This window comes from Spirosoma humi (assembly GCF_054776575.1).
The window spans coordinates 453,688-468,416 of record NZ_BAAHBR010000008.1; the positions used below are offsets into that span (position 1 = coordinate 453,688).

Sequence of the window (14,729 nt, forward strand, 5' to 3'; positions counted from 1 at the left end):
GTATTAACAATCAGACGGCTACGTTTCGTTCGATTGTTCACCCGTAACCTACTTAACGCAATGGCGCAACACAACGAAACCGGCAAGCAGGGCGAAAGGGAAGCAGCTCGCTACCTTCGGGAGAAAGGCTACGAGATTGTTTGCCAGAACTACCGCCACCAGCATGCCGAAATTGACATCATCGGCCAGAAAGGAAAACTATTGATTTTTGCCGAGGTTAAAACCCGCACCAACCTTAGTTATGGCGACCCTGAAGAGTTCGTATCATATACAAAGGCCAAACTGGTCATGAAAGCCGCCGAGCAGTACATCTTCACCCACGGCTGGATGCACGATATCCGGTTCGATATCATAGCGGTTACCGTAGCGGGTGCTGAATTGCGGGTCAAACACATTGAGGACGCCTTTTCATAAATGCCGTATTATAGTTGGCCGAACTTCCTTATCTTACGCTTTGACTAATTGACTCATCCCGATTTATTTTACGGATAAGTACGTTATGTAAAAACTGGTTTTGCTCTTATTAACTATCATGATAAAATTCTGCCTTTTTCGTCCGGTGCTGCTTTGGGTTGCTTCAGGCCTATTTCTCCTGGCTTCCTGTAAAAAGAGCGCCGACGTGACGCCTGTGACAGATAAAGAAGTAAATGACTGGATACTAAGTAATATGAAGTTGTATTATTACTGGAATGACAAGCTACCGGTAAATCCTGATGAATCCTTGGCACCGGGTAGTTTCTTCAAGTCAATCCTGAACACCTACGATGCAACGACCAACCCGGATGGTGACCGCTTTTCATGGATACAGGAGAGCGCCGATGAGTTGAAAGCATCCCTGAATGGAGAAAGTAAAACGGACGGTCTGGAGTATAAACTCTACCTGCGCACCGCCGGCAGCAGTGATGTGATCGGGAAAGTGCTGTACGTCCAGAAAAACTCGCCGGCGGCTAAAGCGGGTCTGAAGCGGGGCGATATATTCTACCAAATTAACGGCCAAACGCTCAATACAGGAAATTACTCCGATCTGGTGAATGGCACTGTTGACACGAAAACGTATACACTGGCCAGTGTAGATGCCACAAATGCCATTGTGAATACCACAACTACCCGGCAGACCACGGCCGTTGTTTTCCAGGCTAACCCGGTTTTCCTGGATTCCGTTTACGTTATAAATGGTAAAACAATCGGCTATTTCGTTTATAATCAGTTTGCTACGGGACCAACCGGGCCGGATGACCATACGTATGATCGTCAGGTCGATGACGTATTTACGCGTTTTAAGGCAAAGGGTGTTACGGATCTGGTGCTCGATTTTCGATACAATCCCGGTGGGTATGTTACGGCGGCCCAGAATCTGGCCAGCTCGATCGGGAAAGGAATCGACCCATCGAAGATCTTCTATAAAAAAGAGTACAATAAAACATGGACGCCAGACCTGCTGAAGCGGTACGGGGCCGACTGGTTCAACGGTTACTTTCTGCAGAAAACCAATAATATAGGCGCTAATCTGCGTAGCCTGACCGTGCTCACGACAAGCGGTACGGCTTCTGCCAGTGAATTGGTTATCAATGGATTAAAGCCATATATGGATGTGACCACCATTGGTACGACATCGTACGGTAAAAACGTAGGCTCCATTACGATTTCGGACGAAAAAGGCCGGATCAAATGGGGGATGCAGCCCATCGTAACCAAGTCGTTTAATGCCTTGGACCAGTCCGATTATTCAACTGGTTTTAAACCATCGGTTGAAGTGAAAGAATACACGAACGAGGTTTGGAAACAGTTGGGCGACGTCAATGAGTCGTTGCTTGGTGTGGCTATCGCCCGTATAACTGGTGCCGGCCGACTAGCCGCTCGTGTGAATGGGCCGACTTATGAAATTGGCTCATCCATTGAACATAAGGCTGGTGGTAGTAATATGTTTTTCAATGACAAGTTGCCTGACTTACAACATTAATATTGTATTATTTTGCGTTAAGAGCAGCCCTAAAGGCTGCTTTTGGCGTTTTATACTGTAACTTTAACATCAGCAAGCCGAACAGACTATGTACGAAAAGAATATAGGTACGAAGCAGAAGGCGTTACGGGTCAATCTCGATCGTCGTATCTATGGCTCGTTTGCCGAAATCGGAGCCGGTCAGGAAACAGCCGCTATGTTTTTTAAAGCTGGCGGCTCATCAGGAACGATTGCCAAAACCATGTCAGCCTATGATATGACCTTCAGCGACTCCATTTATGGCGTTGAAGAAAGTGGCCGGTATGTCGTGGAATCACGACTGGTGAAGATGTTGAACAAGGAGTATAGTTTGCTGGAAAAACGATTAGCCGCAAAACGTGGTCCCGATACGACATTCTTTGCCTTTGCCAACACCGTTGTTGCCCTTAACTATCAGAAAACCAACGAAGCCCACGGCTGGCTCGGCTGCCGGTTTCAGCTCAACCCGCAGTCTGGGTATAACGATGTCATTATCCACGTCAGGATGATCGATAATGAGAATATCTTACAGCAACAGGCTTTAGGAATCATTGGTGTTAACCTGATCTACGGATGCTACTATTATTCTAAATCGCCCGAAACGCTGGTCTTGTCGCTGATGGACGATCTGGCACCGGAGCGGATTCAGATCGATATGATTCGGTTCAGCGGTCCCGATTTTTCAGATGTGGACAACCGCCTGATGAGCCTTCACCTGGTTAAAAATGGCTTTACGGATGCTGCCCTGTTTGGCGCCGACGGGCAGGTATTACAACCATCCGAAGCGCTTTATAAGAAGCATATCCTGGTTATGCGGGGCCGGTTGAGACCGGTCACGAATGTGCAGATGGATATGATAGAAAATGGGCTGAAACAGTTCAAAGATGAACCGGATGTTGACGCCAATCGGGTTATATCCATGGCCGAATTGACGCTGCATAATCTGAAAGCGAATGAGCAGGGAATTGACGAAAAAGACTTTCTGGACCGGGTCGATATTTTATGCTCTATGGGACAGACCGTAATGATTTCCAACTACCTGGAATATTATAAGCTCGTTGCGTATCTGGCTCGTCTGACACGGCTTAAAATAGGCTTGATTGTCGGGATTCCGAACCTCGAATACATTTTTGAAGAGAGCCACTATGAATTCTTGCCGGGGGGCATCCTGGAGTCGTTTGCCACGTTGTTTAGCCGGAAAGTGAAGCTGTTCGTGTATCCGACCCTGAAAGAAGGAAGCATATACACCTGCAATGAGTTCAAGCTGACGCCAGCCTTGGAACCGTTGTTTCAGTATCTGGTGCGGAATGATAAAATAGAGGACATCACAGATTACAACGAACAGAACCTGCACATTTCCACCGACCGTGTTCTGGAGATGATTCAACAGGGCGAAGACGGGTGGGAAAGCATGGTGCCCGATCGGGTGGCAGAGCAGATCAAAGCCAATTGCCTGTTTGGCTACCCTTGCGAGGTAGAATACGTGCCCATTGGCCAGCAGGTCCGACAGCAGCAGGAAGAAGAGCAGATACCCGCCAAGTAGCAAGTCGAGTAGGCTTGGCCGGATCGCTCACTGGCCAGAATCAGGACAACGCCAGTTTAATGTGCGCCAGATGATGCTGTACGTGCCAGGCCGACATTGCCAGAGCTTGTGCCTGGTTGACTTGTAGCTGACGGACCGGGTGGAAATAGCTAACGGCTAACATGGCAGGGGTCAACGATTTGGCTAAATGCGCGTACCGACGGTGAACACCTTCGAACAGGTTAAGCGAGTCATTGACTGGGGCGTCGATTCCGTCAGCGGTAGTTGCCCACCCGTCCATGTTGATCATCGTAGCCACCGTATAGCCGGGGTCGGTCAGGGCCTGCTTCATGCGTAGAAAATGCAGTAGGCTAATATCGCTCACATGATGAACAAGTTGCTGTACTGTCCAGCTTCCTTCCCGATATGTTTTGGCTAAATCGAGACTTGACAAGCCCTGAATTACTTGCCGATACGCTAATGGGCTGGCTTCAATGACATCGATGATATGCGCCATCTGATCATCCGGGTAGCTGTCCTGAATAGCAAAAGGACCGATAGGGTATTTACGGTTTTCCATGTATAGTAAACGTATGGGCCATTAGCTAAAAAGTGTCTACACTTGTGTACGCTTTTACTCTGTAGCCCCTAAAAATTTCGTTAATTAGCATATATAGCCTCGCTTTATCTACTTTTGCCCAAAACAAGTTTCATATCGAATTGACGCTCCGATACGTTCTATATGGGCAATGCCATAAATAATTAGTAAGACCATGATCATTACGTTTGCGCAATATAGCATACTTACCGCTACTTACCGATCGGCAACATGCAGCCAGGTAGAGAAGCAAACTAGTTTTGATCGCATGATGATTAGCTACTACATCATGGGGCTTGTTAGCGTTGGCCTGATCAAGGCAAGTGACGAAAAACCCAGCGAAACGACCTGCTATGAATTGACCGAGCTGGGTATGGCGTATATTGATGACTATGAGCGGGCGAATCCAGATCTGGTTATCAAGCGAGTAATGATGTAGACGCCTGCTAGTCGTATTAATAGCAGGATGTTTTTCATACGATACGCTCTATGTAGGACCGAGCTAATCGCACAATCAATTCCCGATTTATAGCTGCTGACGAGTATTCCTCGTATTCATCGAAGGTTACAGCACCCGACTGCGCGTCATAAATACCTATGGGCGACGAGTCTGGATCGTTGTCCGCTTTTTCAAGACAACGTATAGCCTCTTCTTCTGAAGCAAATCCTTTGGCTACAGGAATGTCAAACAGTGTAAAAACAGCGACATACCGCATAACTTGCTGCAATTCGATTGTACTTACGATCGGCTTATACAAAGGGATTTCTATTAAGTAGCGTATTTCCGATTGATATAACAGTAAAATTTTCTTATAGTGACTAAGTGAGACGTTACTTTTATATTATTTTCGTAATATATTATACAAATTCGAATAATAGCCCGTTTAACTAACTATTCCTGTTGTTTTTATTTAATTGTAATAAACTTTTAGTTTTTTATCTGAGTCGTAAAATCTGTAAACTATACCAGCCTTTTTGAGCCCTACGTTGCCAACTTTTGTAGCCAATGGAAACGGCGTACTTACACGATAATGTAGTTTGTTGAAACGAACTCTAAATAAGCCTTACTTAGTAGATGGACGGAAGTTTGGGCTGTTCAGAAAAATCGGTCTGTGGCTTTATTTGCACGCCACACGGGCACTGGCTTCCTATTGGTAAAGAGTACTGAAAACAGATAAATTAATCTGTTTTCTTTTGAATAAGTGCTCGTTTTTATGCTTAAAATAGCGTTTTTTTTGTTCTATATGAAGGAACGTAAACAACAAATTCAAGCGAAAAATGGAGTCATTTCAATTGGCTAAGCCATTAGCCCAAATACCTGATCAATCGACTCGTCGGGCTACTCGCCGGAAGAGCAATGGGCAGGCAACTGCAGCACTGCTTATTCAGATGGCTACCGAAATCCTGACAGCTTCACCAACGCTGAGGAAGAGAGCTAATATTACGCTGGTCGATCTGGCAGCCGCTGAAAAGGTGCGTAAAGATTTGGCCAGAAGCCAATCGAGTAACATCAGGTGAGGGCGCGGAATCAATGTAGTTTTGTCTGGCTACATGATACCAATTAGTTAGGCTGCCGCTCAAGTCTGAAGCCCTGTCAGCATTGATAGGGCTTTAGTGTATCCTAACTGAAGCTGCTAACTAGCGTGTTTTACATATTTTACGCTAACGGGGATTGGGCTACAAGCCACTCCTGTACTTCGCGAAGTGTAATCGCAGCCGACTTCCTTGATGCGTCGACCTCACTGCGTAATTGTTTGAGCTGTGTTTCTACAGCGTCAGGTAAATTAAGAAAAACGCTGTAGGGGTTAACGTGCTGAGGGCCAGAGGGCAGCGGGCGATTGGCGAAAAAGTTGATTAATTCCTGATGGTCTGTGCTCGGTTGCATGGAGCAAAAATAAGGATTAGTTGCTTTGCTGCCATCGTCTAAACAGATTAGCCTTCTGGTCAAAACAGCGAAAGTCATTAAAAAACAAAGACCGGGCATGGCCCAGTCTTGTTTAACCTTCCTCTTTTAAACCTAATCAATTACCAGTCAAGAGCCTGTAAGAGCATTATGTTTGGCGATAGGCCTATAGCAATACATTTTCAATGGATATGCGTTTTAAAAAGCCCATCCACAATGTAGACGGGCTTTTATAATCCTAGCCACACTAATATACTACCCTATCAATGTTTTAATGGATTAAAGTTAATACAAATAATTATTTGTAAATTAATTATTTACGAATAATTAAAAAAATAAATAAAATTGATTGGTTATGTTGACTGGGAAATTAGCCGCTATGAGTCGTATTTGAACGCACATATTTTTATTTTATTCACTGTTCATTGATTTCTAACGACGAAGAAAAGAACAGATAGTATCGGGTGAGGATATGGTTCAGGTATAAAAACAGCCGCCATCCAGGCAGACGACGGCTGTCGTACCCACCATTCTTTAACTTGTAATACGGGTTTTACATTTTCCCAATAAGTTTGTTAATGAGCGTAAATAATAATGAGAAAGTGGTCTTTAAATTGTTCTGTTTGTTGAGCAATTGGCTGATTTTGAACGACTGTCGAGAGGAAAAATACATTGCTTGCCCATATGTTTAGTAACGACTCCTTTACTAGGCAACGAGTAATGTAACACGTTGGTACGATGCACATTAAGTGGTCAAAAAATATAATCGTCAACCTCCGCAAATTTTAGGGAACAAATGAGTCTCTTTTTGTTAATAGGACTATTAGTGTAAAAAATTAAACATCTATAGTGTTGGACATTTTTCTGAATCCGGGTAAAGGGCCGCTACTTACTAGGCTGGTTGATACCCAAAATGCTTTTAATGATGGAAACTCGACGAGTCAATCAAATGCTGCCTGTTCACCCTCATAAAGAGTTGGTCGCGCTAACCGAACAGCATCTGAGTGAGTGGTTTCGGTTACTGGATGATTTACAGGACGCACACGCGCCAACGGACCAGTTAGTATTTTGTCGTAAGGAGATTACGCGTTTGCAGCGCAATCTTTATCAGCTGAGAAGCGCTTGAACGAAATGTGAACTTATTATGATCGTATGTAGCCCGGAAGCTAACTTCCGGGCTATTTTTAGTTAAAATGGCGGAGTAAAACAGCCCTCTACCGGCCTAGGGAAGAGACTTACCAACAGTATAAGGCTCTTATTGAAGGTTATCCACAGGATTTAACGGCAATTTGTGGATAACCTTCAGGCCGTGTTGCTTCCTGATCGAACCTTATTTACAGGGAAAGTGGCTACCGCACACGATAATCTAAGCTGAACAATGGAACTGTTGGGGCAACGTGGCTCCGAACGAGGTAGCCAGGATGCAGGCTTATCGTTCGCTAGTAGGTGTTTATGATTTAAGTCTTTTTAAACGCAACTTACTACACCATTAATGCATCTCACCAGCAAACCATACACATACCCAATGACACGTATAAAAACATCTCTCTCAATTCTGGTATGGCTATTCCTGACTCAGCTAGCCATGGCCCAGAACGATGTTGGCAAGCAGGCCGAAATCGCTTATCAGAACAAACAGTTCGATAAGGCTGCCACCTTGTTTCTACAAGTGCAGGACTATTACAATGCCGCTTGCAGCTTCGCGTTAGGTGGTAAAAAAAAGGAAGCCTTGACTACCCTCACTAAAGCGGTGGACGATGGCTATACAAACTTGAGTCATATCAACGAAGACCCCGATTTTGCCAGTCTGCGCGGAACGCCCGAATGGAAAACAGCGCTGACCAGAATTGAAAAAATAATACGGGAGACGGGTAGCAGTGTGAAAAAAATCACCGTACTGGAAAGCAACAACTACCTGCTTAACAACAAGGTCGACTACCTAAATTATCCCGACGACATTAGTAAAAAAGAGTATGCCGACCTGAAAGCACTTATTGAGAAAGACGTTAGCGTCGCGGGTATGACCGATCAGCAGCTGATTATCGAGCTACTAAACTGGGTAAGTAGCCAGTGGGATCACGATGGCATTAACGAAGCGCCCGACTCGCTCAATTCGTACCAGATTGTTTTGTCGGCGCGGGATGGTAATCGCTACCGATGCGTTGAGTACGGGGGGGTGCTCAGCGATGCGTTGAAGAGTTTCGGTTTTGTATCGCGGTCGCTCGGCCTGACAACGCCCGATGTTGCCTATGGCGGCTTTGGCATGGGCCACGTAGCTACGGAGGTTTGGTGCAACTCGCTTCAGAAGTGGATTTTTGTCGATCCTCAGTTTAGTATCTATGTGCAGCATAAAGGCGATTACCTAAATTATTACGACATATACAAACGCTACAAAGAAGGTAAATACGACGAAATCTCGTTTCTGCCAACGGAGAAATATGCCCGTAAACGGAAACTGGATTTGGCTGCTTACCAACGGGATTATAAAGGGTTTCAGAAGCAGTACTTTGGCTTTATCAACGCGAGTTATCGCTATCAGAACCAGAAGCAATCACTGGCACTGATGCTCGACGGAACGGCTCCTTACCTCACCTTTCAGGGGCAAACATCGGGTAATATGGTGTTTACCAAGAATCCCGACGATTTTTATTTCGACATGAATCGGGTGAGCATCAGCTTCTCGTTTCAACAAACGTCCCGTTTCTTGGAGATTAACAGGAAATACAACATCCGTACCGATGGGCAGTATAAGCGGCATATGGCTGAATTTGCCCCAGTGCCCAATCTCAACCTTTCCTTACTGCACAACATGCCCTGGTTCGACCACTACGAAGTGCGGCTGAATGGCAAGCTTCTGGAGGCCGATGCCAAGGGGCGTTACCCGGCTAATCTGACCGAAGGCGTAAATAATCTGGAAGCGGTTGCGGTCAACAAGTCCGGACTGAAGGGTATTCTAACCAAAATGGTGCTGCGTTATGGTACGGATCAGTTGACGGAAAAATAGCCATCGTTCGTACATGAAGTCTCTGGATGCTGAAATCCGGTACCAATATGCCCATTCGATTTTATGCACCAGGCTGGGAGAGTACCCTTCTCCACAGCACGATACCATTGCCTCATTTACGGTAGCTCATCGCGCATTTCCCGTGTTGAACCTGTTTTAACAGTTTAGTTGATTTAACACAGAACGGAGATGATGCGTTTCGGGATAGAATTGCCCAGATCGTTGCTGGCTGCATCTAGCATGCCGTACCCTACCGCTGTAGTTTATTGAGGGAAGCGAGAGGAAATCTAATCGTCGAAAAAGGCCCACTACCTAACTTCCCCTTTTTACAGAAAGAGCATACGGGTTTCGGGAGTTGCTTTATAAATGCTAATTGATTGCCAGCCTATGACCAATCCAAAGGAAGTGTATCTTGTTGATGATGCTTATGACTACCGGTTGCTGGTACAAGGTATTTTCGCCCGGCACATGCCCGACTATCAGCTTCGCTTGTTTGAGAGTGGGAATGATCTGGCTTATCATGTCCTTCGTAATCTGGAGCGACCTGCGTTGATTCTGCTGGATCGGCATATGCCCAATCGGGATGGGTATCAAACCCTGCAGGTGCTTAAACAGCATCCGTACTGGCATGTGGTGCCCGTGGTGATGATCAGTGCCAATGCCAGTCCGGAGGAGGTTCAACAGGGGTATCGATTGGGGGCTAATTCATTTTTAAGAAAACCGCTGGATTATGAATCGCTCCGGCGATTAATGGAGTCGACCTGTCAGTACTGGTTATCGCTGAACCAGCCCTTCGATATAACCGTAGTCGGCTAGCTAATTCTCTATTCCTCAACCCCTGTGAAGCACCTGCTGTTTCCCTTCACCTGCTGGGATTTTGTTTACCAGCGTCCGCAGCATCTGCTAAGCCGGGCCAGCAATCAGTGGCGGGTTTTCCGGTTGTCTTGATGCCCATTCTCGATGTCGTGCGCAGATACGGTGGCCAGCGGAGTCCGGTTTTGATTGGCGGAAACACCCCAGGCCTTCGAAAAAGCCATTGAGCTGGCGATCAACGGGCACTACGGATCGCCCCCTTATTTTTGCCCTATCCACCTTAAGACTAGTATCTGCTGGCTATCAGGACGCCCGTCCTTACTTTCCGAAAATTAACTGGCTGATTGATAGACAAAACAGCCTTGTAGGGACATGACTTACTGGCATTGGAAATAAACATGGAGACAGATGCGTATATAGATAGCCGTTAAAAAATACACCTATTAATAAGCAAACCAGAATATACAGCCCGGATGGGTGAGATGAGGCATCGGGTGTAGGAGCCGCTACTCCAGCCGATGAACCATCGGTAACCAGCGCGCACGATGGCGAGTGGCGGGGCGACAATAACATGGATCACCATCGTCAGAAAAAGACTCATCTGAGTCATCTATATCTCCTTCATCGGCTCGTTCGTGGCGGGCGTATTGCCAGCAATATCGCTGCCGCCTGTTGTACCCGTTCCACCGTCATTGCTGGCTTCACTTGGTAGGCCCGTATTCTCATTGGTACCATTGCCGCCCATGTCTTCGGGCGCACATTGTCAGATTACCTGTTGCATCGAAATGAGTGCGTTAGTTGATTGGAATAATTACCTCGCCTACCTCTATGTCAGATCTAGAAACAGAGTTCAGGCATCAACACAGAGCCGCCGAACGAGTTTGGTCACCAGGAGCTAAGTAACGAGACGGTACTGCCCGATAGAAGGCTGCAAGTCTGACTGGCAAACCAGATCAGAGTGGGCTAGATATAAAACGAAGCAGCCTGACGAATCAATTTAATTCGTCAGGCTGCTTCGTTTAAAGTTCTGTTGTTTTACTGAATAGCCAGCAGTCGTTCACTAGTCATTACGGGTGTGGCAGCCTTCAAATTTACTTGCTTAACGATACGGCCCGAAGCGGAGGCAATCTCCAGTTCATAAACGCCATCAGCCAGTTGATCTACATCCAGTTGAAGGGCCGCTTTAGTTTGTTTCTTACCGATTTGCCGCATGAAGACCGGAATTTTTTCACCTGTTTGCCGTAAGGTAATCGTTAAGGGTTCTGCCGCTGTTTTCTCAACCGCCAGGCGAATCTTATTCGCTTTGTTAACATAAACACTGGCATCGAATGTAGCCGGTTTAGCCGGTGCCGTTGGGTTAGCCAACAGGCTGGTGCTGCTCAGTAAAAAGAGGCCAACTAACGTTTTAGCAAGAGCGGAGGTCAATGTGTTTTTCATGGTAGTATGTGTTGTATGATTGATTTATACGTTCTCTTACCTTATGCCAACAAGCATGCCAATGGTATTAATGCGTTGATTGTCAGTGTGCTGACTTTTATTACCTTATGGTTTTATGTACGTTACCGGACAAACTGCGTTCATTACCGTACATACCGGACAAATTTTATTCGGCTGGGCAATGGGCTAAAACTATCTGGCCGGAAGACAAGTTAAATGAGAATGAATTCGCCAACGCTTACCATCAACCACATCGCTACGTTTCTCGAAGATGAACTGGCCGTTCACCGTTTTCCCACCGACGAACGGGGAGGCATTTATCACCCATCCGAGCAGCCCGTTCAGCGAATAGGTCTTGCTCTTGAGCCCTTCCCCGATCTGGCGAAGTGGGTAACGGAAATGGATTTGGATGCGCTGTGGTTACACCGACCCTGGCAGCTCGATCTAACGCATTTGCCGCCTGGGGTTGGCGTGTTAACGCATCATCTGCCCTTCGATGAAGCCCTGACCATTGGCTTCAACACACATCTGTTCGAGCAATTGGAGGGATTGGGCGTGCCGGAGCAACTGGGCTATAAACAGGAAGTTGCTAAAGGCAGGGAGCCCGTACCCGAGCGACCAATCGGTATGCTGGTCGATGTGGTTGAGCAGGAGTTTGATTACTGGCTAAACCGTGTGAAAACTATGTTCGGCGGCTATGACAGGGCCGAAGCCGGCTACAGTTCGTCTAGTTGGCGGGCTGCCAACTCCAGAATAGCGGTCGTTGGTGCTATGACCGACGCGCTCGTTCGGGAGGCTGCCGAGCGGGGCGCACACCTGTACCTGACGGGTGCCTATCGAAAACCGGGCCAGCAGGCGGTCGATGAAACCGGTATTGCCGTCATCGCCGTCGGGCATCGGCGCTGCGAGGAGTGGGGATTGCGTATCCTGGGCGATCTGCTACAGGAACACCTGCCCGTCGCGTGTGTGGTTCACCACCAGCCGCAGATTGTCAGAAATTAAGCCTAGGGGATAGTCCGTGGATCATCGGCAACACGTGTGTTATCGTAAAATGTGTTTAGCAAGGCCATATCTTCCTCCGAAATAGTAAAATTCAGTACGTCGAAATTTTCCCGGATACGTTCGCGCTTTACGGATTTGGGAATTGTAACGACGCCATGTTGCAAGGACCACCGAATGAGAAGCTGATAAGTCGATTTGCCGTATTTTTCGGCCAGCTCGACCAGCCTCGGGTCGTTTTCTTTTTGCCCCCGTACCAGTGGAGCGTACCCTTCGGTTTGAATATTGTTCTGACGATGATAGTCCAGCACGTCGGGTAGGTACGAGTAAGGGCTTAGTTCGATCTGGTTGATCGCCGGTATGATCTTGGCTTCGGTCAGTAACTCGTCCAGATGGGCCGGGTAGTGATTGGAAACGCCAATAGCGCGGGCTTTCCCTTCGGAGTAAATTTTCTCCAGGGCGCGCCAGGTATCATGCCGGTGTTCTTTTATTGGCCAGTGGATCAGATATAAATCCACCACATCGAGTCCCAGACGCTCCAGGCTCCGGTTGAAAGCGCGTATCGTCCGGTTATACCCCTGGTCTTCATTCCACACTTTTGTCGTAATAAAAATATCGCTTCGAGGGATGCCGCTGGACCGAATTGCATTGGCCACCTGCCGCTCGTTACCGTATGCTGCTGCCGTGTCAATTAACCGGCAACCGGCCTCAAGTGCCCACTCAATAGCCGGTTGCACCTCATCGTTGTGGCCTGGTGTGTGAACACCAAGTCCCAGCAGAGGCATTTCGACACCATTGTTAAGCGTAGTAGAGGGTATGTTCATGCGCTAGTATTGTTTCATATATATTAATTAAAAATAAGGGGAAGATGTTTTCATGAACCTACTATTTGGTAAGTAAACTCATTCGGGTAGTATAGCGTATGTTTGCCTATTGAGACGATAGTTCCGTAGAATCGACACCCTATGCACGCACTATACTTTCTTGTTTTCCTTTTTTTATTGGTTACGACGTCTGCTCAGTCCCAACAAACGTCGTCGGCTGGCGTAGTGCAGTATTCGGCTACTATCGGGGGCATGGCTACATCTTCGGTACAAAACCCGTTCTGGTTGCGGGCCAATCAGTATAACATCACGCCGGTACGGGGTTCGTTTGCTACCGTTCGGGTCAGTGTGGTGCGGGACTATACAACCCGACCTGATTCAGTCATAAAAGGCAAATCCCGTTTCGACTGGGGGTTTGGTCTTTATGCCGTGGCAAACGCTGGTCCCCCGTCGACGAGCAATAACCCGGCGGTTTTGCTGCCGGATGCCTACGTGAAAGTGCGTTTCAGATATCTTGAGCTGTATGGAGGAAATCGGCGCGAGGTCGTTGGGCTGGGCGACACCACACTCACGTCGGGCTTTGTTGCCTGGTCGGGAAACGCGATGCCATTTCCTAAAATACAATTGCATACGCCCGATTTTGTTCCGCTGGGGTTTACTAAAAAACTAGTGGCCATTCGCGCTGGCTATGCCCACGGCTGGCTGATCGATTCCTATATACAGGGCAGCTACCTCCACCAGAAATACCTGTACGGCCGAATTGGCAAACCAAACTGGCGCGTCCGGATTTACGGCGGATTGAATCACCAGGTGCAGTGGGGCGGTCATGCCGATTATCTGATTGGTACACCACTGGCTGTGAATGGTAGCTTGTCGACCTCGTTTCAGGATTATTTATCGCTTGTTACGGGCCGCTATCCTGATGCGCTGGAAAATGACCGATTTACGGGTTTCGATGGCACTAACCGACTCGGTAACCATGTCGGGAGCTATGATCTGGCGCTGGAATGGAAGGGCGATCGGGCCAACTGGCTGCTGTATCATCAGCACATGTACGACGACGCATCGGGCCTCGCCTTACAAAATGTGCCGGACGGTTTGACGGGTTTACGATTTCTGAACCGGCAAAAGACTAATCCCCGATTTCGCTTTCAGCGGGTCGTTCTCGAATGGTTAACGACCACCAATCAAAGTGGTCCGACGTTCGATCCGGCAGCCCGGTACCAGGGGGCCGACAATTATTTCAACCACAGTCAATACATTCAGGGCTGGTCATATCGGGGGCGTACGATTGGTACCCCCTTCGTCATGCCCCGCTCCGACTTAACACCGGCTATCGGCAATGGCTACGCGGGTAATGGGTATTACCCCAATAACCGGGTTGTGGCCTGGTACGCAGGTGCAACGGGCCTGTTTCGTCGCGGACCAACCCTCACGATGCGAGCGTCGTACAGCCGTAACTTCGGGTCTTACAAGCAACCATATCCCGCTGTATTTCATCAACTGTCTACCTATCTGGCCGCTCAGTGGGTCGTGCCTAAATTTCCCGGAACTATACTAACCACATCGGTTGCGCTTGACCGGGGTGAGCTGATGCCTGACAGCTTTGGGAGTTATATAAGCTTAAAAAAGATGTGGTAAGGGCCACAAC

General features: G+C 47.5%; 15 protein-coding genes. 9 read left to right on the top strand and 6 right to left on the bottom strand.

The annotated features are described in order from the left end of the window. Window positions 1–60 precede the first annotated feature (60 nt). From ACYU8Y_RS10590 to ACYU8Y_RS10600, 3 genes are all read left to right on the top strand, one after another. On the top strand, window positions 61–414 hold the full coding sequence (locus ACYU8Y_RS10590) for a YraN family protein (protein ID WP_460936905.1): 354 nt from the start codon (window positions 61–63) through the stop codon (window positions 412–414). Window positions 415–532: 118 nt separating this feature from the next. Further along, entirely contained in the window at window positions 533–1,960 is a 1,428-nt protein-coding gene (locus ACYU8Y_RS10595) for a S41 family peptidase (protein ID WP_460936907.1), read from the top strand. Between the two features lie 88 nt (window positions 1,961–2,048). Next, complete coding sequence (locus tag ACYU8Y_RS10600) at window positions 2,049–3,521, top strand: TonB-dependent receptor (protein ID WP_460936909.1); 1,473 nt, start codon at window positions 2,049–2,051, stop codon at window positions 3,519–3,521. A gap of 40 nt (window positions 3,522–3,561) precedes the next feature. On the opposite strand, the gene ACYU8Y_RS10605 is transcribed toward ACYU8Y_RS10600, so the two are convergent. Further along, window positions 3,562–4,080 (bottom strand): DinB family protein, encoded by a 519-nt coding sequence (locus ACYU8Y_RS10605; RefSeq protein WP_460936910.1) that lies wholly within the window; start codon window positions 4,078–4,080, stop codon window positions 3,562–3,564. A 193-nt stretch (window positions 4,081–4,273) separates the two neighbouring features. On the opposite strand from ACYU8Y_RS10605, the gene ACYU8Y_RS10610 reads away from it, so the two are divergent. Next, window positions 4,274–4,537 (top strand): hypothetical protein, encoded by a 264-nt coding sequence (locus ACYU8Y_RS10610; RefSeq protein WP_460936912.1) that lies wholly within the window; start codon window positions 4,274–4,276, stop codon window positions 4,535–4,537. Window positions 4,538–4,571: 34 nt separating this feature from the next. Here the strand turns inward: ACYU8Y_RS10610 and ACYU8Y_RS10615 are convergent, their stop codons facing one another. After that, window positions 4,572–4,856, bottom strand: coding sequence for a hypothetical protein (locus ACYU8Y_RS10615; RefSeq protein WP_460936914.1), 285 nt, complete (start codon window positions 4,854–4,856; stop codon window positions 4,572–4,574). 520 nt (window positions 4,857–5,376) lie between these two features. On the opposite strand from ACYU8Y_RS10615, the gene ACYU8Y_RS10620 reads away from it, so the two are divergent. Continuing rightward, the gene (locus ACYU8Y_RS10620) at window positions 5,377–5,616 is read left to right on the top strand and encodes a hypothetical protein (RefSeq protein WP_460936916.1); all 240 of its coding nucleotides are present in this window, start codon (window positions 5,377–5,379) and stop codon (window positions 5,614–5,616) included. A gap of 139 nt (window positions 5,617–5,755) precedes the next feature. On the opposite strand, the gene ACYU8Y_RS10625 is transcribed toward ACYU8Y_RS10620, so the two are convergent. Further along, window positions 5,756–5,983 carry a DUF6965 family protein gene (locus tag ACYU8Y_RS10625; protein ID WP_460936917.1) on the bottom strand — a complete coding sequence of 76 codons (228 nt, stop codon included), beginning with the start codon at window positions 5,981–5,983 and terminating at the stop codon, window positions 5,756–5,758. A gap of 1,543 nt (window positions 5,984–7,526) precedes the next feature. Between ACYU8Y_RS10625 and ACYU8Y_RS10630 the strand changes: the two genes are divergently transcribed. Both ACYU8Y_RS10630 and ACYU8Y_RS10635 read left to right on the top strand, forming a co-directional pair. Further along, on the top strand, window positions 7,527–9,005 hold the full coding sequence (locus ACYU8Y_RS10630) for a TPR end-of-group domain-containing protein (RefSeq protein WP_460936919.1): 1,479 nt from the start codon (window positions 7,527–7,529) through the stop codon (window positions 9,003–9,005). A gap of 387 nt (window positions 9,006–9,392) precedes the next feature. Beyond that, window positions 9,393–9,821, top strand: a complete 429-nt coding sequence (locus ACYU8Y_RS10635; RefSeq protein WP_460936921.1) for a response regulator — start codon at window positions 9,393–9,395, stop codon at window positions 9,819–9,821. Between the two features lie 607 nt (window positions 9,822–10,428). On the opposite strand, the gene ACYU8Y_RS10640 is transcribed toward ACYU8Y_RS10635, so the two are convergent. Both ACYU8Y_RS10640 and ACYU8Y_RS10645 read right to left on the bottom strand, forming a co-directional pair. Beyond that, complete coding sequence (locus ACYU8Y_RS10640) at window positions 10,429–10,563, bottom strand: hypothetical protein (RefSeq protein ID WP_460936923.1); 135 nt, start codon at window positions 10,561–10,563, stop codon at window positions 10,429–10,431. Between the two features lie 290 nt (window positions 10,564–10,853). Continuing rightward, window positions 10,854–11,255 carry a hypothetical protein gene (locus ACYU8Y_RS10645; RefSeq protein ID WP_460936925.1) on the bottom strand — a complete coding sequence of 134 codons (402 nt, stop codon included), beginning with the start codon at window positions 11,253–11,255 and terminating at the stop codon, window positions 10,854–10,856. A 222-nt stretch (window positions 11,256–11,477) separates the two neighbouring features. Between ACYU8Y_RS10645 and ACYU8Y_RS10650 the strand changes: the two genes are divergently transcribed. After that, window positions 11,478–12,257: a Nif3-like dinuclear metal center hexameric protein gene (locus tag ACYU8Y_RS10650; RefSeq protein ID WP_460936927.1), complete on the top strand. Its 780-nt coding sequence runs from the start codon at window positions 11,478–11,480 to the stop codon at window positions 12,255–12,257. Between the two features lie 2 nt (window positions 12,258–12,259). Here the strand turns inward: ACYU8Y_RS10650 and ACYU8Y_RS10655 are convergent, their stop codons facing one another. Continuing rightward, the gene (locus tag ACYU8Y_RS10655; RefSeq protein WP_460936929.1) at window positions 12,260–13,078 is read right to left on the bottom strand and encodes an aldo/keto reductase; all 819 of its coding nucleotides are present in this window, start codon (window positions 13,076–13,078) and stop codon (window positions 12,260–12,262) included. 141 nt (window positions 13,079–13,219) lie between these two features. Here ACYU8Y_RS10655 and ACYU8Y_RS10660 point away from each other — a divergent pair, with 141 nt between their 5' ends. Beyond that, window positions 13,220–14,719: a capsule assembly Wzi family protein gene (locus ACYU8Y_RS10660; RefSeq protein ID WP_460936930.1), complete on the top strand. Its 1,500-nt coding sequence runs from the start codon at window positions 13,220–13,222 to the stop codon at window positions 14,717–14,719. Window positions 14,720–14,729 lie beyond the last annotated feature (10 nt).